The sequence below is a fragment of the Streptomyces misionensis genome, from assembly GCF_007896895.1.
In the GTDB taxonomy this organism is placed as follows: Bacteria; Actinomycetota; Actinomycetes; order Streptomycetales; family Streptomycetaceae; genus Streptomyces; species Streptomyces misionensis_A.
This window is the reverse complement of sequence record NZ_VOGW01000034.1, coordinates 1-19,982: the sequence shown is the minus strand read 5'-3', so window position 1 is coordinate 19,982 and position 19,982 is coordinate 1. Positions and strand designations below refer to the sequence as shown.

At 73.6% G+C, this 19,982-nt stretch carries 23 protein-coding genes; 12 read left to right on the top strand and 11 right to left on the bottom strand.

What is annotated here, in order from left to right:
• Nucleotides 1–25 precede the first annotated feature (25 nt).
• Nucleotides 26–1,054, top strand: coding sequence for a cation diffusion facilitator family transporter (locus tag FRZ03_RS05495; protein WP_146463991.1), 1,029 nt, complete (start codon nucleotides 26–28; stop codon nucleotides 1,052–1,054).
• Here the strand turns inward: FRZ03_RS05495 and FRZ03_RS05490 are convergent, their stop codons facing one another.
• Both FRZ03_RS05490 and FRZ03_RS05485 read right to left on the bottom strand, forming a co-directional pair.
• Nucleotides 1,055–1,609 (bottom strand): YbaK/EbsC family protein, encoded by a 555-nt coding sequence (locus FRZ03_RS05490; RefSeq protein WP_146463990.1) that lies wholly within the window; start codon nucleotides 1,607–1,609, stop codon nucleotides 1,055–1,057. It lies immediately after the preceding gene.
• 43 nt (nucleotides 1,610–1,652) lie between these two features.
• Entirely contained in the window at nucleotides 1,653–2,225 is a 573-nt protein-coding gene (locus FRZ03_RS05485) for a helix-turn-helix domain-containing protein (RefSeq protein WP_146463989.1), read from the bottom strand.
• 107 nt (nucleotides 2,226–2,332) lie between these two features.
• Between FRZ03_RS05485 and FRZ03_RS05480 the strand changes: the two genes are divergently transcribed.
• On the top strand, nucleotides 2,333–3,190 hold the full coding sequence (locus FRZ03_RS05480) for an EamA family transporter (protein ID WP_146463988.1): 858 nt from the start codon (nucleotides 2,333–2,335) through the stop codon (nucleotides 3,188–3,190).
• Between the two features lie 6 nt (nucleotides 3,191–3,196).
• Here the strand turns inward: FRZ03_RS05480 and FRZ03_RS05475 are convergent, their stop codons facing one another.
• Nucleotides 3,197–3,961 (bottom strand): acyltransferase, encoded by a 765-nt coding sequence (locus FRZ03_RS05475; protein WP_146463987.1) that lies wholly within the window; start codon nucleotides 3,959–3,961, stop codon nucleotides 3,197–3,199.
• A 109-nt stretch (nucleotides 3,962–4,070) separates the two neighbouring features.
• On the opposite strand from FRZ03_RS05475, the gene FRZ03_RS05470 reads away from it, so the two are divergent.
• On the top strand, nucleotides 4,071–4,598 hold the full coding sequence (locus FRZ03_RS05470; protein ID WP_146464023.1) for a gamma carbonic anhydrase family protein: 528 nt from the start codon (nucleotides 4,071–4,073) through the stop codon (nucleotides 4,596–4,598).
• Between the two features lie 78 nt (nucleotides 4,599–4,676).
• Here the strand turns inward: FRZ03_RS05470 and FRZ03_RS05465 are convergent, their stop codons facing one another.
• A complete protein-coding gene (locus tag FRZ03_RS05465) occupies nucleotides 4,677–5,327 on the bottom strand; it encodes a DedA family protein (protein WP_146463986.1) in 651 nt (216 codons plus the stop codon).
• A 220-nt stretch (nucleotides 5,328–5,547) separates the two neighbouring features.
• Here FRZ03_RS05465 and FRZ03_RS05460 point away from each other — a divergent pair, with 220 nt between their 5' ends.
• A complete protein-coding gene (locus tag FRZ03_RS05460) occupies nucleotides 5,548–6,558 on the top strand; it encodes a lysylphosphatidylglycerol synthase transmembrane domain-containing protein (protein WP_261398582.1) in 1,011 nt (336 codons plus the stop codon).
• Nucleotides 6,559–6,613: 55 nt separating this feature from the next.
• Here FRZ03_RS05460 and FRZ03_RS05455 read toward each other — a convergent pair whose 3' ends face one another.
• Both FRZ03_RS05455 and FRZ03_RS05450 read right to left on the bottom strand, forming a co-directional pair.
• On the bottom strand, nucleotides 6,614–7,768 hold the full coding sequence (locus FRZ03_RS05455; RefSeq protein WP_146463984.1) for an endo-1,4-beta-xylanase: 1,155 nt from the start codon (nucleotides 7,766–7,768) through the stop codon (nucleotides 6,614–6,616).
• A gap of 240 nt (nucleotides 7,769–8,008) precedes the next feature.
• Nucleotides 8,009–8,461: a DUF4442 domain-containing protein gene (locus FRZ03_RS05450; RefSeq protein WP_186785266.1), complete on the bottom strand. Its 453-nt coding sequence runs from the start codon at nucleotides 8,459–8,461 to the stop codon at nucleotides 8,009–8,011.
• 117 nt (nucleotides 8,462–8,578) lie between these two features.
• Here FRZ03_RS05450 and FRZ03_RS05445 point away from each other — a divergent pair, with 117 nt between their 5' ends.
• Nucleotides 8,579–9,658 (top strand): DUF8017 domain-containing protein, encoded by a 1,080-nt coding sequence (locus tag FRZ03_RS05445; RefSeq protein WP_146463983.1) that lies wholly within the window; start codon nucleotides 8,579–8,581, stop codon nucleotides 9,656–9,658.
• A 49-nt stretch (nucleotides 9,659–9,707) separates the two neighbouring features.
• Here the strand turns inward: FRZ03_RS05445 and FRZ03_RS05440 are convergent, their stop codons facing one another.
• The 3 genes from FRZ03_RS05440 to FRZ03_RS05430 form a co-directional block, all read right to left on the bottom strand.
• Complete coding sequence (locus FRZ03_RS05440; protein ID WP_146463982.1) at nucleotides 9,708–10,553, bottom strand: spermidine synthase; 846 nt, start codon at nucleotides 10,551–10,553, stop codon at nucleotides 9,708–9,710.
• A 60-nt stretch (nucleotides 10,554–10,613) separates the two neighbouring features.
• Nucleotides 10,614–11,792, bottom strand: coding sequence for an elongation factor Tu (tuf, locus tag FRZ03_RS05435; protein WP_146463981.1), 1,179 nt, complete (start codon nucleotides 11,790–11,792; stop codon nucleotides 10,614–10,616).
• A gap of 315 nt (nucleotides 11,793–12,107) precedes the next feature.
• Nucleotides 12,108–12,557 (bottom strand): hypothetical protein, encoded by a 450-nt coding sequence (locus tag FRZ03_RS05430; protein ID WP_146463980.1) that lies wholly within the window; start codon nucleotides 12,555–12,557, stop codon nucleotides 12,108–12,110.
• Between the two features lie 246 nt (nucleotides 12,558–12,803).
• Here FRZ03_RS05430 and FRZ03_RS05425 point away from each other — a divergent pair, with 246 nt between their 5' ends.
• Nucleotides 12,804–13,550: a TVP38/TMEM64 family protein gene (locus FRZ03_RS05425; protein WP_146463979.1), complete on the top strand. Its 747-nt coding sequence runs from the start codon at nucleotides 12,804–12,806 to the stop codon at nucleotides 13,548–13,550.
• 4 nt (nucleotides 13,551–13,554) lie between these two features.
• Here FRZ03_RS05425 and FRZ03_RS05420 read toward each other — a convergent pair whose 3' ends face one another.
• Nucleotides 13,555–14,724: a thiolase family protein gene (locus FRZ03_RS05420; RefSeq protein ID WP_146463978.1), complete on the bottom strand. Its 1,170-nt coding sequence runs from the start codon at nucleotides 14,722–14,724 to the stop codon at nucleotides 13,555–13,557.
• Nucleotides 14,725–14,844: 120 nt separating this feature from the next.
• On the opposite strand from FRZ03_RS05420, the gene FRZ03_RS05415 reads away from it, so the two are divergent.
• The 4 genes from FRZ03_RS05415 (at nucleotide 14,845) to lnt (ending at nucleotide 17,983) form a co-directional block, all read left to right on the top strand.
• Nucleotides 14,845–15,315 (top strand): winged helix-turn-helix transcriptional regulator, encoded by a 471-nt coding sequence (locus tag FRZ03_RS05415; RefSeq protein WP_146463977.1) that lies wholly within the window; start codon nucleotides 14,845–14,847, stop codon nucleotides 15,313–15,315.
• 229 nt (nucleotides 15,316–15,544) lie between these two features.
• A complete protein-coding gene (locus FRZ03_RS05410; RefSeq protein ID WP_146463976.1) occupies nucleotides 15,545–15,724 on the top strand; it encodes a hypothetical protein in 180 nt (59 codons plus the stop codon).
• Nucleotides 15,725–15,867: 143 nt separating this feature from the next.
• Nucleotides 15,868–16,326 carry a nuclear transport factor 2 family protein gene (locus FRZ03_RS05405; protein ID WP_186785265.1) on the top strand — a complete coding sequence of 153 codons (459 nt, stop codon included), beginning with the start codon at nucleotides 15,868–15,870 and terminating at the stop codon, nucleotides 16,324–16,326.
• A gap of 82 nt (nucleotides 16,327–16,408) precedes the next feature.
• Entirely contained in the window at nucleotides 16,409–17,983 is a 1,575-nt protein-coding gene (gene lnt / locus FRZ03_RS05400) for an apolipoprotein N-acyltransferase (RefSeq protein ID WP_146463975.1), read from the top strand.
• On the opposite strand, the gene FRZ03_RS05395 is transcribed toward lnt, so the two are convergent.
• A complete protein-coding gene (locus tag FRZ03_RS05395) occupies nucleotides 17,901–18,812 on the bottom strand; it encodes a Gfo/Idh/MocA family protein (protein WP_146463974.1) in 912 nt (303 codons plus the stop codon). The two genes, lnt and FRZ03_RS05395, sit on opposite strands and share 83 nt — an antisense overlap.
• 129 nt (nucleotides 18,813–18,941) lie before the next feature.
• On the opposite strand from FRZ03_RS05395, the gene FRZ03_RS05390 reads away from it, so the two are divergent.
• Nucleotides 18,942–19,454: a DinB family protein gene (locus tag FRZ03_RS05390; protein ID WP_146463973.1), complete on the top strand. Its 513-nt coding sequence runs from the start codon at nucleotides 18,942–18,944 to the stop codon at nucleotides 19,452–19,454.
• 115 nt (nucleotides 19,455–19,569) lie between these two features.
• On the top strand, nucleotides 19,570–19,982 hold a 413-nt coding region (locus tag FRZ03_RS40070; RefSeq protein WP_261398573.1), incomplete at its 3' end, for a hypothetical protein.

Sequence of the window (19,982 nt, the reverse complement as noted above, 5' to 3'; positions counted from 1 at the left end):
GCCGCCCACCCGGAAGGGGACTCCCGTGAGCGATCACCACGAGCACGGCCCGCACCCGCACGGCACCTCCTCGCTCCGCCACCGCCTGGCCCACCTGCTCACCCCGCACTCTCACGAGAGCGCCGACAAGCTGGACGCGGCGCTGGAGTCCTCGGCGCGGGGGATGCGCGCCCTGTGGGTGTCGCTGGCCGTGCTGGGCGGCACCGCGCTGGCGCAGGCGGCGGTGGTGGCCGTCTCCGGGTCGGTCGCGCTGCTCGGGGACACCGTGCACAACGCCGCCGACGCGCTGACCGCCGTACCGCTCGGCATCGCCTTCGTGCTGGGGCGGCGGGCGGCGAACCGGCGGTTCACCTACGGCTACGGCCGCGCCGAGGACCTCGCGGGGCTGGTGATCGTGCTGACGATCGCCGCCTCGGCGGCCTTCGCCGCGTGGGCGGCCGTCGGCCGGCTGCTCGACCCCCGCCCGGTCACCGACCTGCCCGCGGTGGCGGCGGCCGCGCTGGTCGGCTTCGCGGGCAACGAGTGGGTGGCCCGGTACCGCATCCGGGTGGGCCGGCGGATCGGTTCGGCCGCCCTCGTCGCCGACGGGCTGCACGCCCGTACCGACGGCTTCACCTCGCTCGCCGTGCTGCTGGGCGCCGCCGAGTCCGCCCTCGGCCTCCGGCTCGCGGACCCGGTCGTCGGGTTGGTGATCACGGCCGCGATCGTGCTGGTGCTGCGGGACGCGGCGCGGGAGGTGCTGCGGCGGATGCTGGACGCCGTGGACCCGGCCCTGGTGGGCCGGGCCGAGCGGGCGGCGCTGGCGGTGCCGGGGGTGCGCTCGGTGAGCGAGCTGCGGCTGCGCTGGATCGGGCACCGGCTGCGTGCCGAACTGGCGGTGGTGGTGGACGGCGAGGCCACGCTCAGGCAGGCGCACGCGATCGCCGTGGCGGCCGAACACGCCCTGCTGCACGCCCTGCCCCGGCTGTCGGCCGCCCTGGTGCACGCCGATCCGGCGCCGGTGGCGGGCGAGCGGGACCCGCATCTCGCGCTCGCCCATCACCGCACGCCGTAGTCAGACGCCCAGCCCCTCCAGCACGACCGCGCCCGGCAGTTCGGCGAACACCTTGCCCGGCACCAGCAGTTTCCCGCGCCGCCGGCCGCTGCCGACCAGGACGTAGGGCAGGTCGACGACGGCCGCGTCCACCAGCAGGGGCCAGTCGGCGGGCAGTCCGATGGGGGTGATGCCGCCGTACTCCATGCCGGTCTCGCCGGTCGCCGTCTCCATCGGGGCGAACGACGCCTTGCGGGAGCCCAGTTGGCGGCGGACCACGCCGTTGACGTCGACCCGGGTGGTGGACAGCACCAGGCACGCGGCGAGCGTGGTCTCGCCGCCCCGCTTGCCGGCGACCACCACGCAGTTCGCCGACTGCTCGGTCAGATCGCTGCCGTAGTGCTCCAGGAAGACCGCGGTGTCGGCCCAGCGCGGGTCGGTGTCGACGTAGAGGACGCGGTCGGCGGGGATGCCCGCCCGCCAGTTCCGTACGGCGTCGGCCACCGGGGCGGTCAGTTCGTCCAGGCAGTCCGGTACGGGGGTCGCGGTCTCGAAGTTTCCGATGGGTGCGCGCATGGCCGCACGCTAACAAGGCTCCGGGGCCGGGCGCGGGAGTGTCTCACTGCACGGGCGGCACGGAGACGGCCATCGTCATCCGCATGGGGACGTCGCCGCGGTTGGCGTAGACGTGCGGGACGTTGGCCTCGAAGGTGGCGCTGGCGCCGGTCGGGACGCGGTGGTCCTCGCCCTCGACGGTGAGGGTGAGTTCGCCCTCGGTGACATGGACCAGCTCGACGGTGCCCGCCGGGTGCGACTCCGACACGCTCTCGTCGCCCGGCATCAGCACCCAGTCCCACAGTTCCAGCGGGCCGGGGGCCTCGGTGCCCGCGAGGAGCCGGTTGTGGCTGCCGGACTCGGACTGCCACAGCCGTACCGCCCGTTCGGCCGGGACGATGCGCACCTTGGGGCCCCGCGCGTAGTCGAGCAGGGTGGTGACACTGATGCCGAGCGCGTCGCCGATCTTGACGACGGTGCCGATGCTCGGGTTGGTGCGGGCCTGCTCGATCTGGATCAGCATCCCGCGGCTGACACCGGACCGGGCGGCGAGCACGTCCAGGGTGAAACCGCGCACCGAACGCCAGTGCCTGACGTTGCGCGCCAGTGACTGGGTCAGCATTTCGAGGTCAGACACGTTCCGTCCAATATCCGAGATGGTTCACTTTTTTGGATGGCGCAGTTCAAAAAACTGAACTACGGTGAAGCGCTCCCGTCGCCCGACGAACTGTACTGCGAGGCATCGTGACCGCCTTCTTCGCCCTGATCACCAGCCTGTTGTGGGGGCTGGCCGACTTCGGCGGCGGGCTGCTGACGCGACGTACGCCCGCGTTGACGGTGGTGGTCGTCTCCCAGGGCATCGCGGCGGCGGTGCTCGGCGCGATCGTCGTCGCCACCGGCGCCTGGGGCGAGGCCGGTCCGCGGCTCTGGTTCGCGTTCGCGGCGGGCGTGGTCGGCCCGGTGGCGCTGCTCTCCTTCTACAAGGCCCTGGCCCTCGGCCCCATGGGCGTCGTCTCGCCGCTCGCCACGCTCAGCGTCGTGATCCCCGTCGGCGTGGGCCTGTTCCTGGGCGAGCGGCCGGGGCTGCTCCAGTTCGCGGGCATCGCGGTCGCCGTCCTCGGGGTCGTCCTCGCGGGTGGCCCGCAGCTGCGCGGCGCGCCCGTGGAGCGGCGCACCGTCCTGCTCACCCTCGTCTCCGCGCTCGGCTTCGGCACGATGTTCGCCCTGATCACCGAGGCGTCCACGACACTCACCGGCCTGTTCCTCGCGCTGTTCGTGCAGCGGCTGACCAATGTCGCGGTGGGCGGGGCCGCGCTCGCCGCCTCCCTGCGGCGCGGCGGCACCGCCGTACCGGAGAGCGGCTTCCCCTACCGCTCGCTGCCCGCGCTGGCCTTCGTCGGCCTGGCCGACGTCGCGGCCAACGGCACCTACGCGATCGCCACCCGGCACGGCCCGATCACGGTGGCCGCCGTGCTCGCCTCGCTCTACCCGGTGGTGACCGCGCTGGCCGCGCGCGGCTTCCTCAGCGAACGGCTGCGCACGGTCCAGGCGGCCGGCGCGGGCCTCGCCCTGCTGGGCACGCTGCTGCTGGCGACCGGCTGAGCCCCCTCAGCCCTCGCTGTCCAGCTCCGCCAGCCGGGCCACCGCGGACTCGTCCAGCCGGGCCAGCGCGCGCAGCTGTTCCGGCGTCGTCCCGTCCGGGATCGGCACCGGGGCCGGGGTGCGCAGGGGCGGCTGCCAGCCGTCCTCGGCCGTCCAGCGCCGTACGACCCTGGCGGGGGCGCCGGCCACCACGGCGTGGTCGGGCACCGTGCCGCGCACCACGGCCCCCGCTGCCACCACGACGTTCCGGCCGATCCGCGCGCCCGGCAGGATCACCGCGCCGGTGCCGATCCAGCAGCCGGGGCCGATCTCCACCGGCTCCATGCGGGGCCACTGCCGGCCGATCGGCTCGTGCGGATCGTCGTAGGAGTGGTTGGTGGAGGTGACGTAGACGTACGGCCCGAAGTAGCAGTCCCGGCCGATGGTCACCGTGGTGTCCGCGATGACGTGGCTGCCGCGGCCGAGCACGACGCCGTCGCCGATGCGCAGGATCGGGTCCGGGCCGAGGTCCAGGTCCGGCATCAGCCCCGCGGTCAGGGTGACCTGCTCGGCGATGATGCAGTGGGAGCCGAGCCGGATCCATGGCTCGCCGAAGACCGTGCCGAGCGGGAAGGCGAGCCGGGTGGCCTCGCCGATGGCGCCGAAGCGCAGCCCTCCCGGGTGCTCCGCCGTGACGGAGCCGGCGCGCTGGACCCAGGCCCATGCCGTGTGGACGGCACGCTGGGCGAGGCCACGGCGCCAGGATGAGAACGTGTTCTTGCGCTTCGGCACGGGGTCACGTTACTCACGGGTCGCCTCGGCGCGGAGACCGGACCGCTGTGATCTTTGCCCCACCCGCTGTCGTACCGTGCGGCATACCTACGGACACGAGGAGACGATGATGACGCGGCGGGCACTGATCGTGGCAATCGGCGGCAAGGAACCGCGGGTCGACGCGGAGGCGTTCGTGGCGCCGAACGCCTCGCTGATCGGGGACGTGACGGTGGGCGCGGGGGCGAGCGTCTGGTACGGCGCGGTGGTGCGCGGCGACGTCGAGCGGATCTCCGTGGGGGCGCAGGCGAACGTGCAGGACAACGTCACGCTGCACGCCGATCCCGGGTTCCCGGTGCGCATCGGGGAGCGGGTGTCCGTCGGGCACAACGCGGTGGTGCACGGGGCGACCGTGGAGGACGACTGCCTGATCGGGATGGGCGCGACGGTGCTCAACGGGGCGGTGATCGGCGCGGGTTCGCTGGTGGCCGCGCAGGCGCTGGTGCCGCAGGGGATGGTGGTGCCGGCGGGGTCCCTGGTGGCGGGGGTGCCCGCGAAGGTGCGGCGCGAGCTGTCCGCCGAGGAGCGGGAGGGGCTGACCCTCAACGGCACGCTCTACGCCGGGCTGGCCCAGGCGCATCGCGAGGTGCACGAGTAGGGCCTCTCGTTCGGATCAGGCCGGGCTCGCGGGGCCCGGCCTGATCCACACGAAAGACCCTAGGCGCCCCCTGCGGGGTCAGTCCCCGGCGCCGACGGGCTCCGGTTCCTGGTGCGCGAGCTCCTGCTGGGCCTTCTTCGCCCTGCGCTTGACGATCAGCATGGTGGCCAGGCCCAGCACGACCGCGGCGGCGAGGCCCACGTAGGAGAACCTCTTGAGCCAGCCCTCGGCGACCACGCCCACGTAGTAGACGGCGGCCGTGGTGCCGCCGGCCCAGCAGATGCCGCCGAGGACGTTGGCGATCAGGAACTTCCAGTAGGGCATGTGGAGGACGCCGGCGAGGGGGCCGGCGAAGATGCGCAGCAGGGCGACGAAGCGGCCGAAGAAGACGGCCCACATGCCCCACTTCTGGAAGGAGCGCTCGGCGGTGGCCACATGGCCCTCGCCGAAGTGCCTCGGGAACTTCTTGCCCAGCCAGGCCAGCAGCGGCCGGCCGCCCTTGCGGCCGATGGCGTAGCCGATGGAGTCGCCGATCACCGCGCCCGCGGTCGCGCAGGCGCCGAGGACCAGCGGGTTGATGTGGGAGTGCTGGGAGGACATGAGCGCGGCGGAGACCAGCACGATCTCGCCCGGCAGCGGGATGCCGAGGCTTTCGACGCCGATCACCAGGGCCACCACGGCGTAGACGGCGACAGCCGGCACCGAGTCGAGCCATTCCTGGACGTGCACCGCGGGGTCCTCCCCTGTCGCTGACCTTGCCCGGAGCGCGGTGTGTAAAGCGCTCCCCAAAGAAGGCTACCCGGTCGGTGGTGAACGGCCGGTGGCGCGCGTCCGCCCGTCGGCACCGCCTCGCCCCCGGCCATTGGGTTCCGGGACACCCTCGTGTCATACAACGGGGGAAGGCTCCTGGCGGTTCCCTCCCGGCCCCGCGCGGAAGGACGGCGTGCCCGTGTCCTCACCGTCCCCGACCTCCTCCGTCGCCGCGCCCCGCGCCACCGGTCCGGCGGCCCCCGTCCGGCCGCCGGCGCCGCGGCCGGGCCGGGCGGTGCGGCTGGCGCTGTGCCTGGCCCCGCTGCTGCTCGCGGGCTGCTGGGCGGTCGTCAACCGGCCCGTGGTGCACGAGGGGGTACGGCGGCTGGTCGCGGCCGATCCGCGGTGGCTGCTGGCCGGGGCCGGGTGTACGTGCCTGACCTGGGTGGCGGCCTCCTGCGCCCGGCAGGGCGCCCTGCCGGACCGGGTGCCGGCCGGGTTGCTGCCGGCCTCGCAGTGCGCCGCGGGTGCCGCGAACCATGTGCTGCCCGGCGTGCTCGGCGCGCATGCCGTCACCCTGCGCTTCCTGCGGGCCCGGGGTGTGCCGCTGGACCGGGCGACGGCGTCGGGCCTCTACTCGCTGGTCAGGTCGGCCGCCAGGACGCTGTTGCTGCTCGTTTTCCTGGCCGTCTCGCCGGCCTGGCGGCGCCTTGCCGACCTGGTGCCGGACGGGCCCGGACTGGTGCCGGTCGCGGCGGTGGCGGGCGGGGTCGTGACCGGGGCGGGGGTGCTGCTGACGCTCGTACGGATGTTGCGGCGCCCGGTGACCGGACTGCTGCGCACCGCGCTCACCGACGTCCGGGTGGTGCACGCGCGGCCCGGCCGGGCGCTGGCGCTGTGGGGCGGTGCGCCGGCGCTGCCGCTGGTGCAGGCGGGCGCGCTGGCCTGCGTCGGCGCCTCGCTCGGGCTCGGGCTGCCCTGGGACCGGGTGGTGCCGGCCTTCCTCGTGGCGGGCACCGCCGCGGGCGCCGTGCCCGTACCCGGTGGGATCGCGGTGGACGCGGCGCTGGTGTGGACCCTGGCCGCCTTCGGCGCCGCACCCGCGACGGCGACCGCCACCGTCATCGGCTTCCGGCTGGTGACCGACTGGCTGCCGGTGCTGCCCGGAGCGCTCGCCCTGTCGGCCCTGGTCCGGACCAAGGCGCTCTGAACGACCGCACGAAGAAGGGGCCCCGGGCAGGGGCCCCTCCGTTCGCGGACGCGGCTCAGTCGCCCGCGTGGCGGACGGTGCCGGCCGCCAGCTTCAGGTCCTGCTGGAGCGTGGAGTACGCGGGCTTCGGCTTCAGGTTCACGTCGTAGAGCAGGCCGTACCCCTCACCGCTGAACGTGCCGGGGATCCAGGAGTCGCCGTCGTGGACGCCCCAGGCCGTGAAGGAGATGCACTGGCGGACCAGTTCGCAGCCCTTGAGCAGTTCGGAGAACTCGTAGGGCTGGGCGTACTGGGCGAGCGAGTCCGTCGGCACCTGGTCGGTGGCGTTGTCGACGAAGGTGCGCACGTCGGCCTCGGTGACGGCGACCTTCAGACCCAGGTCGCCGAACGCCTGGAGATCGGCCTGGTACTGCCGGGCGTCGAAGCCGTACTGGGTGTCGAGGTGGGCCTGTTCGCCGATGCCGTCGATCGGAACGCCCTGCGCGCGCAGCTTCTTGACGAAGTCGTGGACGGCCTGGAACTTGGCGTTGGTCCCGTCCTCGCCGGTGATGTTGTAGTCGTTGTACATCAGCAGGGCCTTCGGGTCGGCCTTGTGCGCCCAGCGGAACACGTCCGCCACGATGCCGGAACCGAGGTGCTTGATCCAGAAGTCGTCGGCGTTCAGCCCGTCGGCCTGCGGGGTCTCCCAGGAGTTGGCGAAGACCTCGTTGGCCACGTCCCACTGCCACACCTTGCCCTTGAAGTGCGTGACCTCGTCGGTGACGTGCTGGTGGAGGATGTCGCGCAGCCGGGCGTCGCTGATGGAGCCGTCCGCGACCCCGGTGGTCAGCCAGCCCGGCAGCTGGTTGTGCCACATGAGGGTGTGGCCGCGAACCGCCTGGCCGTGCTGCTGGGCGAACCGCACCAGCTCGTCCGCCTGCTTCCAGTCGTGGACGCCCTGGCTGGGCTCCACGCTCTCCCACTTCATGGCGTTCTCGGGCGTGACCGTGGAGAACTGACCGGCGACGATGTCGGTGTAGGGCTTGTTGGTGCCCAGCTGGGCCGCGTCGACCGCGGTGCCGATCCGCAGGCCCTGCTTCGACGCCAGCGCCCGCAGGGAGGTGTCGGACGGTCCGCTGTTCCCGCCCGCGACCGCGACGGCGGCGGGTACGAGCAGCAGGGCGGCGACACCGGTGGCGACGAGCGTGGATCTGCGCCGAAGTTGCTTCACGACGGGCTCCCGGGAGTCAGTGGGCCTCGAAAGTTTCGGGCCGCTGTTCGATCGGAGCTGCAAGCTAGACCCCGCGATCTCACGGAGTCAATGGGCCTGCACCCCACGATCCATGACGCCTTCGACCTCAGTGAGGGATTCGAAACTTTCGAAGCTGGCCTCCCGCCGATCTCCCGACTCCGTGAACACGAAGGGCCTCCGACGACACGCCGGAGGCCCTTCGCGAGCGAGGGAACGCACTCAGCCGTTGGGACGCAGCGTCCACACGACCGTCATCTCCCCCGTGACCGCGCCGTCCGCGCGCCGGATCTCTATCGACACCGGGAACTCGGGGCGCTGCCCGGCGTCCAGTTCGGCGACGACCTCGGCGGCCGGCCGGCCCAGGGTCGCGGTCGCGGTGACGGCGCCCATCGCCAGCTTCTTGTAGGCGATCTCGGCGCGCACCGCGAGCGGCACCGCGCGCGAGAGCTGGTCCCCGAAGGCGGCCAGCACGATCGCGCCGCTCGCCGATTCCCCGAGCGTGAACATCGCACCGGCGTGCGGCCCGCCCACGTGATTGTGGTACTCCCCCTGGTCCGGCAGGGACAGCACGGCCCGCTCGGCGGTGGTCTCCTGGAACTGGAGGTTCAGCGTCCGGGCCATCGGCACGGTGGCGGCGAGCATCTCGCCGATCGACATCTGGTCTGCGCTCATGGCCGTCATGTTACTCACGAGTAGGGCTTACTGACCAGGCCCGCCGACCCGTCTCGCGACGGCCCTGACGAGATCCCGTGACCGAACCGTGCCGCCGTCGCACTAGTGTTGTCGGCCATGTGGCCAGATCAGCAGCCGCCAGGGGGCGCGCAGAACCCGCAGCAGAACCCGTATCAGCAGCCGGGTTACCAGCAGCCGAATCCGTACCAGCAGCCCGGCTACCAGCAGTACCCGCAGGCCGGGCAGAGCCCGCAGGCGGGGCAGAACTGGCAGGCGGGGCAAGGTCCCCAGGCGGGGCAGTACCCGCAGGGCGGACCCTACGGGCAGCAGCCGCGGTGGGGGCAGCAGCCGCCCACGGTGCCCGTCCAGGGCCCCCCGCAGGGCGGCGGCGACGGCGGCGGCCGTACGAAACTGATCGCGGTCGTCGCGGCCGCCGCGGTGGTGGTCGCCGCCTGCGTGACGGGGTACCTGGTCCTCGGCGGCTCGAAGGACGACAAGGCGGACGGCAAGGCGAGCCAGTCGCCGAGCACCGCCCCGTCCACCCCGTCCACCCCGTCCTCCGGCGACAACCCGCGCGCCACGGAGAGCGAGAAGCCGACCGTGCCGGGCTGGAAGGTCGTGGTGAACCCCAAGTGGGGCATCGCCTTCGACGTGCCCGCCGACTGGCAGGCCCAGGCGCCCGACCTGGAGGTCGGCTTCGAGGACCACAAGTCCACCAGCGGCAAGCCGCTGATCGTGATGTCGGGCACGGCCGAGGACCAGCCCCAGTGGTGCACGTCCGACGACGACAAGGACGGCCGCACCGACGACACCCCGCTCGCCGTGGTGGGCACCAAGGGCGCCAGCGGCGCCAAGAGCACCGACGAGATAGCCGTCAACACCCCGGCCTGGTGGGTCTACGGCGGCTACACCCAGCCGGACAAGAAGAGCATCACCTTCGACAAGAAGGCCACCCCCTTCACCACCGCCTCCGGCATCAAGGGCAGCTACGGCTGGGCCCGCTCGGCCGGCACCCCGCAGAAGGGCAAGTGCGCGAGTGACGGCAAGGCACTCACCTTCGGCTTCCAGAACTCGGCCCACGACTATGTGTCGTTCAACTTCTACGGCGCCAAGGGCGTGCAGGACGAGGTCCCGGACGCCACGGTCCTGAAGATCCTCGGCACCGTCCGGCTGCACGGCACCCCGACGTCCGACTGACCGGCGCCGGCCGTCCACCGGCCGCCGCCCCGCTTCCCGCCCCGCCGGATCAGCCGATGCCGAAGGCACCGCCCGGCGGCACGGGCGACGGCACCGCGTCCGCGTCCTCGACCGGCCGCGCGGAGCCGATGAACTCCCCGAGACCGGCGCCGTGTTCGACCCGGGCGGGGAAGGCGTCCGCCGCCACCCGGCGGGCCAGCGTGGCGACGTCCGGCGGCCGGTGCGAGGCGACGAGCACCACGTTGCCGAACCGCCGCCCGCGCCGCACCCCCGGCTCGGCGATCAGCGCCAGCTCCTCGAACACCTCTGCGAACGTGGCGAGTTGGGAGCGCAGGAAGGCGAACGGCGCCGCGTCCGCGAGGTTGGCGAGATAGGTCCCGCCGCGCCTGAGGACCCGCTCGGCCTCGCGGGCGTAGGCGAGGGTGGTGAGGTGGGCCGGGACCCGGGAGCCGCCGAAGACGTCCGCGACCAGCACGTCGGCCGAGTCGTCGGGCGCCGCCTCCAGCCAGACCCGGGCGTCCGCGGCGTGCACCGTGACGCCCGTGCCCTCGGGCAGCGGCAGGTACTCGGCGACCAGGTCCAGCAGCCCCCGGTCGGCCTCCACGACGTCCTGCCGGGAGCCGGGCCGGGTCGCCGCGACGTACCGGGGCAGGGTGAGCGCGCCCCCGCCCAGATGCAGCACGTCCAGCGCCCGGCCCCGCGGCGCCACCGTGTCCAGCGCGTGTCCGAGGCGCCGCGCGTACTCGAACTCCAGGTACGTCGGCTCGTCCAGGTCGACGTACGACTGCGGCGCCCCGTCCACCGTCAGCAGCCAGGCCCGCTCCCGATCGACATCGGGCATGAGCTTGGCATCGCCATGATCGGTGGTGCGGAACACGGGTATCTGCTCGGTCACCACTTCATTGTGACGCGCCCCGCAGGGGCGCCGGGACCGCGTCTCCCCGCGGCCGGCGCCCTACGGACCGACGGAGACGACCGTCCCCGCGCCGACCGTCCTGCCGCCCTCCCGGACGGCGAACCCCAGACCCGGCTCCAACGGCACCTCCCTGCCCAGCTCCACCCTCAACTCCGCCGTCTCGCCGGGCCGGACGACGGCCGCCGCGCCGAGGTCGATCTCCCCCGGCACATCGGCGGTGCGGATGTAGAACTGCGGCCGGTACCCCGTGGCGATCGGTGTCGTACGACCCCCCTCACGCCCCGCCAGCACGTACACCCGCGCCGTGAACCGCCGCTCGGGCGTGACACTGCCCGGCGCCGCCACGACGTGCCCGCGCCGCACCGCGTCCCGGGGCACGCCGCGCAGCAGCACGGCCACGTTGTCCCCGGCCTGCGCCTGCTCCATCGGCCTGCCGAAGGTCTCCAGGCCGGTGACCACGGTCTCCACGCCGTCGGCGCCGAGCACCGCCACCCGGTCCCCCACGCGCAGGGTGCCGCGCTCCACCGCACCGGTGACGACCGTGCCCCGCCCGGTGATGGTCAGCACGTTCTCCACCGGCATCAGGAACGGCGCGTCCAGGTACCGCTCGGGCATCGGCACATAGGTGTCCACCGCGTCGAGCAGCGCCTCGATGGACGCCGTCCAGCGCGGGTCGCCCTCCAGCGCCCGCAGCCCGGAGACGCGTACGACGGGTACCGCGTCGCCCGCGTAGCCCTGCGCGGTGAGCAGGTCGCGGACCTCCAGCTCGACCAGGTCGACCAGTTCCTCGTCGCCCGCGCCGTCGGCCTTGTTGAGGGCGACGACGATGTGGTCGACGCCCACCTGCCGGGCGAGCAGCACGTGCTCGGCGGTCTGCGGCATGATGCCGTCGAGCGCGGAGACGACGAGGATCGCCCCGTCGAGCTGCGCCGCGCCGGTCACCATGTTCTTCACGTAGTCGGCGTGACCGGGCATGTCGACATGGGCGTAGTGACGGGTGTCGGTCTCGTACTCGACGTGCGCGATGTTGATGGTGATGCCGCGCGCGGCCTCCTCGGGGGCGCGGTCGATGCGGTCGAACGGCACGAACGTGCCGGTGCCGCGCCCGGCGAGGACCTTGGTGATGGCGGCGGTCAGGGTGGTCTTGCCGTGGTCGACATGACCCATGGTGCCGATGTTCAGGTGCGGCTTGGTGCGCACGTAGGCGGTTTTCGACATGGCTGTACCTCGAAGCCTTCGCTGTCGTGCGGGAGACGGGACCCCGGGAGACGGCCGACCCTCCCCCTGCGGGGTCCGCCGGACGATCCGGGGAGGGTCAGCTTCGGGCGCCGTCGACAGCGGCCGCGAGCGTGGGAACGGCAGCCTTCGGCACATCCGCGACCGCGGATGCCGTGAGGTGGAAGGCGTACCGGAACATGGGGTCGATCATCGCCGACCGGGGGTGCGGCGTCGAATGGTTTTCCGTGCGGCTGCGGGCGCACGAACGACCGGCGCCGCCCCGGGTGGGGGCGGCGCCGGTCGGTGGGGTGCGGCTCAGTGGCCGCCGTGCCGGGTGCGGCGGTCGCAGCCCTTGTCGTCCGGCTTGCCGTACCCGGACTTGCCGTACCCGGAGCCGTCGCCCGTGCAGACGTCGAGGTCGCCCTGGGTGATCAGGCACGACCCGTGGCAGGTGGTGCCCTGTCCGGGCGCGAGCGTGGTGGCGTCACAGGTCACGGTGGCGACCCGGTCGTCCGCGACGTGCACGTCGCGCAGCGTGGTGCTGCCGGGCGTCGTTGGGCGGCACCGGGCCAGCGCCCGCCGGGCAGCCGCCCAGCGGATGGTCGCCGGGCCCCGGCAGGGCGGCGGGCGGCGCGCCGGTGGGGCAACCCCGGTGAACTCCGGGGCCGTCGCTCCCGTGAACGTCTCGTCGACCAGCGTGGTTCCGCCTTGGCAGTGCTGCGCGTGCGCGAGGGCACCGGTGTCCAGTTCCAGGGAGCCGCCCACGCCGAAGGCCAGGGCCCAGCGCCGCCGCGGCGAGCCGGGAGGTCCGTGCGTCCGCCGAGTGGCGAGGAGCGTTGTTTTCGCCTCATGCGCAGCATACGCAGCAGTCACGTTCGGTACACGTAGAGTGACAAGCCGCTGTGTCACGGCCGACCACCCGGTCAGCCCCACCGGCCCGGCACGCGACGGCAAGGGCCCGGGCGCCCTCTATCATCGGCGTCGGGCCATCGGTGTCTTCTAGGGGGTCACGTGCTCGATGCCAGCAACCGCTCGGGGGGCACCGCCGAACTCGCCGTACCGGCACCGCCCCTGCCCGGCGCGGGTCCCGGCGCGCGGTGCGCCCGCGCGCTGCTCTCCCCGTGGGCGCGACTCTCGCTGCTGCTCGCCCTGTTGGCGGGCGCGGGCACGGCCGTGCTGCTGTTCGACCCGCAGCGGCTGCTGACGCACGGCTGGCCGCCGCAGGCGGGCGGCATCGCGGCGGCGCTGGTGTTCGGGGTCGGTTACGGGCTGTGCACGGTGGCGTTCGTACCGCGGCCGCTGCTGAACCTGGCGGCGGGCGCGCTGTTCGGTTCGCAGCTGGGGCTGACGACCGCGCTGGCGGGCACGGTGCTGGGCGCGGGCGTGGCCTTCGGGCTCGGACGGCTGCTCGGGCAGGACGCGTTGCGCCCGTTGCTGCGCGGGCGCCTGCTGCAGGCGGCGGACGGGCAGTTGAGCCGGCACGGGTTCCGGTCGATGCTGGCGGCGCGGCTGTTCCCGGGCGTGCCGTTCTGGGCGGCGAACTACTGCGCGGCCGTCTCCCGGATGGGATGGCTCCCGTTCCTGCTGGCGACGGCGCTCGGTTCGGTGCCGAACACCGCCGCCTACGCGGTGGCCGGCGCCCGTGCCTCGGCGCCGACGTCCCCCGCGTTCCTGATCGCGATGGCCTGCATCGCCGTACCGGCGCTGGCGGGCACGGTGGTGGCCTGGCGGCAGCGGCATCGGCTGCGGGGCCGATGAGGGGTCAGACCGCCTCCAGGACCATGGCGTTGGCGAGTCCGCCGGCCTCGCACATGGTCTGGAGGCCGTAGCGGGCTCCCCGTTCCCGCATCGCGTGGACGAGGGTGGTGGTCAGGCGGGTGCCGCTGGCCCCGAGGGGGTGGCCGAGGGCGATGGCGCCGCCGTGCACATTGACCCGGTCGAGGTCGGCGCCGGTCTCCTGCGACCAGGCGAGGACGACACTGGCGAAGGCCTCGTTGACCTCGAACAGGTCGATGTCGCCGAGGGTGAGGCCCGCCCGGCGCAGCACCTTCTCGGTGGCCGGGACGACCCCGGTGAGCATCAGCAGCGGGTCGGAGCCGGTGACCGCGAAGCTGTGCAGCCGGGCCAGCGGGCGCAGCCCGAGGCGGGCGGCCGTCTCGCCGGAGGCGATCAGGACGGCGGAGGCGCCGTCGTTGACCGGGCTGGCGTTGCCCGCGGTGATGTTCCACTCGATCTGCGGGAAGCGTTCGGCGAAGGCGACGTCGTGGTAGGCGGGCCGCAGGCCGGCGAGGATCTCGGGGGTGCTGCCGGGGCGTACGGACTCGTCGCGGGCGAGGCCCTCCAGGGGTGCGGTCTCGGCGTCGAACAGCCCCGCCTGCCAGGCCGCGGCGGCCTTGCGGTGGGAGGAGACGGCGAACTCGTCCATCCGCGCCCGGCTCAGGGACCACTTGGCGGCGATGAGTTCGGCGCTGATGCCCTGCGGTACCAGGCCCTGAGGGTAGCGGGCGGCGACGCCGGGCCCGAAGGGGTCCTTGCCCGCGGGCACGTTGGACCACATCGGCACCCGGCTCATCGACTCCACGCCGCAGGCGACGGCGATGTCGTAGGCGCCGGAGATCACGCCCTGCGCGGCGAAGTGCACGGCCTGCTGGGAGGAGCCGCACTGGCGGTCCACCGTGGTGGCGGGGACCGACTCGGGCAATCCGGCGGCGAGTACGGCGTACCGCGTGGTGTTCATGGCCTGTTCGCCGACCTGGTCGACGGTGCCGCCGATCACGTCGTCGATCAGCGCCGGATCGATTCCGGAGCGCTCGACCAGGGCGCCGAGGGTGTGGGCGAGCAGTTGTACGGGGTGGACGTGCGCGAGGGCGCCGTCGGCCTTGCCCTTGCCGATCGGGGTGCGTACGGCTTCGACGATCACTGCGTCTCGCATGGTGCGGCCTCCAGCACGGGCTACCGGTGAGTAGGAAATCTGGACTCACCATAGCGAGATGAGTTGGAAAAACAAACCCATCTGAGTTGGAAAACCGAACCCTCCCCTAGACTGGTGCGCATGGCCGCCACCAAGGACCCGCGCCCCTGTTCCATCGCCGACACCCTCGCGCTGGTCGGCGAGAAGTACTCCCTGCTCGTCCTGCGGGAGGTGTGCCTGGGCAACGGCCGCTTCGACCAGCTGGTGCGCAACATCGGCGCCCCGCGTGACGTCCTGTCCACCCGGCTGCGCCGGCTCGTGGACGCCGGAATCCTCACCAAGCACGCCTACAGCGAGCGGCCCCGGCGCTTCGAGTACCGGCCGACACCGGCGGGCCTGGACCTGGAGCCCGTCCTGATGACCCTCAAGGAGTGGGGCGACCGCCACCTCCACGGGAACACCGGCCTGCCCATGATCGTGGAGCACGACTGCGGCCACGAACTGGTCCCCGTGGTCACCTGCCGCGCCTGCGGGGACCCGGTGCGCCACGAGGACCTGACCGCGCATCCCCAGGCCCCCGGCTGGACACTGCGGGGCCCGGTGCACCCCTGAACCGGCTCGCGGAACGGGCCGGTCGACCGGTGTTCGACCCGCTCCACGCGGCACCGCACCCCCGTTTCGGCCAACTCCCGGACGCCCCTCTGCGTCAACCCGACGGGGCATATGCCGCTTGAACTGGGCCGACCACGGGGCGCGGCCGGCGCCGGCGGTGACCAACCGCATACGTTCTGCGTAGCCGCCCGGTAGCGCAGTGTCAGCCCCTGCCCCTAGGCTGTTCGACATGTCCCCCGATTCCCCTCCCCTTGGTTCCGCACGGTCCGCCGCCGAGGTGAACGAGCAGATCCGGGCGCTGTGGCGGCGTGCGGGCGGCTCCCTGTCGGCCCAGGAACGCGCGGAGTACGAACTCCTGGTCGTGGAGTGGGCCGAGGCGATCCGCGAGGAGATCATCCAGGCGGCCTGATCCACCGCCGCCCCGGACGCCCGGGTCGCCGAGTCGCCTCGCCCCGGGCCGGCGGGCTCCACCGTTCCGCGCCCGCGCGCTCCCTCGAGGATTTCCCGGCCCCGTCTCTTGGCTCCGCCCGCGCCGTGGCCAAGACTGAGCCGATGACGCAGCGTGCGGAAGTATCGGCCCTGCTGGACCGGCTGGCCGTGGACGAGCTGGTCACCGCGTACGCGGTGACGGTGGACGACGGCGACTGGGCGGCCTACCGGGAGCTGTTCACCAGGGGCGGGCGGGCCGACTACCGGTCGGCCGGCGGGATCGAGGGCGAGGCCGGGCAGGTCGCCGACTGGCTCGCCGGGCAGCTGGCGCGGTTCGCCGTGCGCCAGCACCTGTTCGTCAACCGCAGGGTGCGGTTCGGCACCCTGGAGCACGACACCGGGGACACGGCCCTGGTGCGGGCCGACTACCTCAACCCGATGCGCTTCGGCGGCGACGTCTCGGGGGCGCCGGACATGGAGAGCGGCGGCCGGTACGACTTCGGGTTGCTGCGCACGCCCGAGGGCTGGCGGCTCGGCGAGGTCGTCGTCACCGAGAAGTGGCGGCGGACGGCCTCGGTGTGACGACGGGCGGCCGGGCCGAAGGCCCCCTGTCGTAGATCGCTCGTGGCGCGCACACTGGAACTCTCGGGTAGGGAGGCTCCGTATGACGACGATCGACCGCCGACCGGCCTCCCGTTGGCGGCGCTCGGCCGTCGTGGCGCTCGCGGGTGCCCTGCCCGTCCTCGCGTTCCCGGCGCCGTCGCTGTGGTGGTTCGCCTATGTCGCCCTCGTTCCGTGGCTGCTGCTGGCCCGCTCCGCGCCGACCGGCCGGCGGGCGGCCTGGGACGGCTGGTGCGGCGGCTTCGGCTACCTGGTGGCCGTGCACCACTGGCTGCTGCCCAGCCTGCATGTGTTCATCTTCCTGATAGGGGCGCTGCTGGGCCTGCTCTGGGCGCCCTGGGGCTGGCTGGTGCGCCGGTACCTGGGCGGTGCGCCCTCCCCCGGCCGGTGCGCCCTCGCGCTCCTGGTGCTGCCCTCCGGCTGGCTGATACCCGAGCTGGTCCGCTCCTGGCAGGGGCTCGGCGGTCCCTGGGGCCTCCTGGGCGCCTCCCAGTGGCAGGTGGAGCCGGCGCTGCGGCTGGCCTCGGTGGGCGGGGTGTGGCTGCTGAGCTTCCTGGTGGTGGCCGTGAACGTGGCGGCGGCCGTGCTGGTCTCGGTGCGCGCGGCCCGCGTGCCCGCGGTGGCCGCGGTGGCCGCCACCGCCGCCGCGACCTGCGCCGCCTGGGCCTGGGCGCCGCGTCCGCAGATCGACGGCAGGACGCGGATCGCCGTCGTACAGCCGGGCACGGTGGCCGGGGCGGACAGCGTCGCGCGGCGCTTCGACCGGGAGGAGCAGCTGACCCGGCGGCTCGTCGGACAGGACGTCGACCTGGTGGTGTGGGGCGAGTCCAGCGTGGGCTACGACCTCGCCGACCGGCCCGACCTGGCCCGGCGGATCGCCGCGCTGTCCCGCGAGACCGGCGCCGACGTCCTGGTGAACGTGGACGCGCGCCGCTCCGACCGGCCCGGGATCTACAAGAGTTCGGTGCTGGTCGGCCCGGGCGGCCCGACCGGCGACCGCTACGACAAGATGCGCCTGGTCCCCTTCGGCGAGTACGTCCCCGCCCGTTCCCTGCTCGGCTGGGCCACCTCGGTGGGCAAGGCGGCCGGCGAGGACCGCAGGCGCGGCGCCGGGCAGGTCGTGATGAACGTGGGGCACGGGCTGCGGATCGGGCCGCTGATCTGCTTCGAGACCGCGTTTCCCGACATGGGCCGGCATCTGGCCGACGACGGCGCGGACGTGCTGCTCGGCCAGTCCTCCACCTCCACCTTCCAGGACAGCTGGGCGCCGGGGCAGCACGCCTCGCTGGCCGCGCTGCGCGCCGCCGAGACCGGCCGCCCGATGGTGCACGCGACCCTCACCGGCGTCTCCGCCGCGTACGGGCCGGACGGGCGGCGGCTCGGCCCGTGGCTGGGGACCGGCGCGAGCACCACGCGGGTGTACGACGTGCCGCTCGCGCACGGCGTCACGCCGTACGTCCGCTACGGCGACTGGGCGGTGCACGGGGCGCTGCTGGTGCTGGCCGCGCTGTGCGCCGGCGAGGGGGTGCGGGCGCTCAGGCTGCGTCGGGGCGGTCCTGGACCGCTCGTACCACCCGCTCGCACAGTTCATGGGTCGCCAGCGCGTCCCGGGCGCTGAGCACCTGCCCCGCGCGCACCGCGTCCAGGAAGGCGAGCACCGCCTGCTCGATGCCGCGCTGCCGGGCCACCGGCACCCAGTCCCCGCGCCGGCGCACGGTCGGCTCACCCCTGTGGTCGATCACCTCGGAGAGGTTGAGCACCTGGCGCTTCATGTCCTGCCCGGAGACCTCCAGGCTCTCCTCCGTGGAGCCGCTGAGGCGGTTCATCACGCCGAGCGCGGTGAAGCCGTCGCCGCCGAGCTGGAGCACGACGTGGTGCAGCAGCCCGTCCTGGACGCGGGCGCGGACCGTCACCTCGTCGACCGGTCCCGGCGCCAGGAAGCGCAGGGTGTCGACGACGTGGATGAAGTCGTCCAGGATCATCGAGCGGGGCTCCTCGGGCAGCCCGACCCGGTTCTTCTGCATGAGGATCAGCTCGCGCGGGTGCTCCAGGCACTGGGCGTAGCCGGGCGCGTGACGCCGGTTGAAGCCGACGTCGAGGCAGACGCCGCGCCGCTCGGCGAGCTCCACCAGCCGCTCGGAGTCGGCGAGCCGGTAGGCGAGCGGCTTGTCGACGTACGTCGGGACGCCCGCTTCCAGGAGCCGGGTGACGATCTCGGGGTGGACGGCGGTGGGCGCGTGCACGAAGGCCGCGTCGAGCCCGGCGGCCAGCAGGGAGCCGAGGTCCTCGTGCCGCTGTCCGGGCGGCAGGTGCAGGCCGTCGGCGACGCGGGCGAGGGTGGCCGGGGTGCGGGTGTGCAGATGGAGGTCGACCCCGGGCAGGGCGCCCAGCACCGGCAGATACGCCTTCCGCGCGATGTCCCCGAGTCCGATGCAGCCGACCTTCACGCGCTTCTCCCCTGGTGCTCGCCCGTCGTGACGTCCCCGGCAGCATACGGGGGCCGCCGGCCGGCGTGACCGTCGCCGGCCGCGAAAATGCCTGGTGGCCGACGGGTCAGCCGAGCGAGGATGCGGGGCATGACAAGCGAACGCCATGAGCCCGCACTGAACGCCCCCGAACGCGAGATGCTGGAGGGCTGGCTGGAGTACCACCGCCGGACGCTGGCCCTCAAGTGCGAGGGCCTGACCGACGAACAGCTGCGCACCGCCTCCGTCCCGCCGTCCGAGCTGACCTTGCTGGGCCTGGTGCGGCACATGGCCGAGGTGGAGCGGGCCTGGTTCCGCACGGTGCTGGCGGGCGACGACCGGGGCCCGGTCTACTGCTCCGAGGCGGACGAGGACGGCGACTTCCACGTCACCGACGCCGACACCTGGCAGGAGGCGTACACCACCTGGCAGGCGGAGATCGAGGCGGCCCGGCGGACCACGGCCGGTCTCGGTCTCGACGAACTCTCCCGGGGCCGGAGCCGGTCCACCCAGGAGCCCTTCAGCCTCCGCTGGATCTACACCCACATGATCGAGGAGTACGCCCGGCACAACGGCCACGCCGACCTGCTCCGGGAGCGGATCGACGGCGCGACCGGCGACTGAGGCGTCACCCGTGGCGCTCTGAAGCCCCCCGTTCGGTGCGGGAGTTCACCCGGGCGGGGGCATCGGGCTCGACTCCTTGCTGCCAAGGCGGCACGGAACCAGCATCGTTGCGTGGGTGCATCGAACGACGACCACCGCAGCGCTTCTGGTCACCGTCGCCGTCTCGGCCCTCTCCGGCTGTGTGACGGTACGGCACACGGCGGCTCCGGGACCGCCCCCGGGCGCCGTGCCCTCACGGCAGACGGCGCCCCGCACGGACGGCAGCGCGTCACCGCGGGAGGTGCAGGCGCCGGCCCGGGAGGCGCTGGAGATGGTCGGCCCGTCCGGGAAGCCGGACGCCCGCGAGCCGGCCCCGCACGGCAGCCCGGCCGTCATCCTCCCGCCCGCGACCCCCACCGTCGCCCCCCGCGCCCCCCCCTGTGTGCTGACGCCCCCCCACCGCAGCCCCAGTCCCGCTCCCGACATCCACTCCCCTCCCCCTACCGCCGTACCCCACCACGGATACACCGCTGCACAGCCCTTCAACCC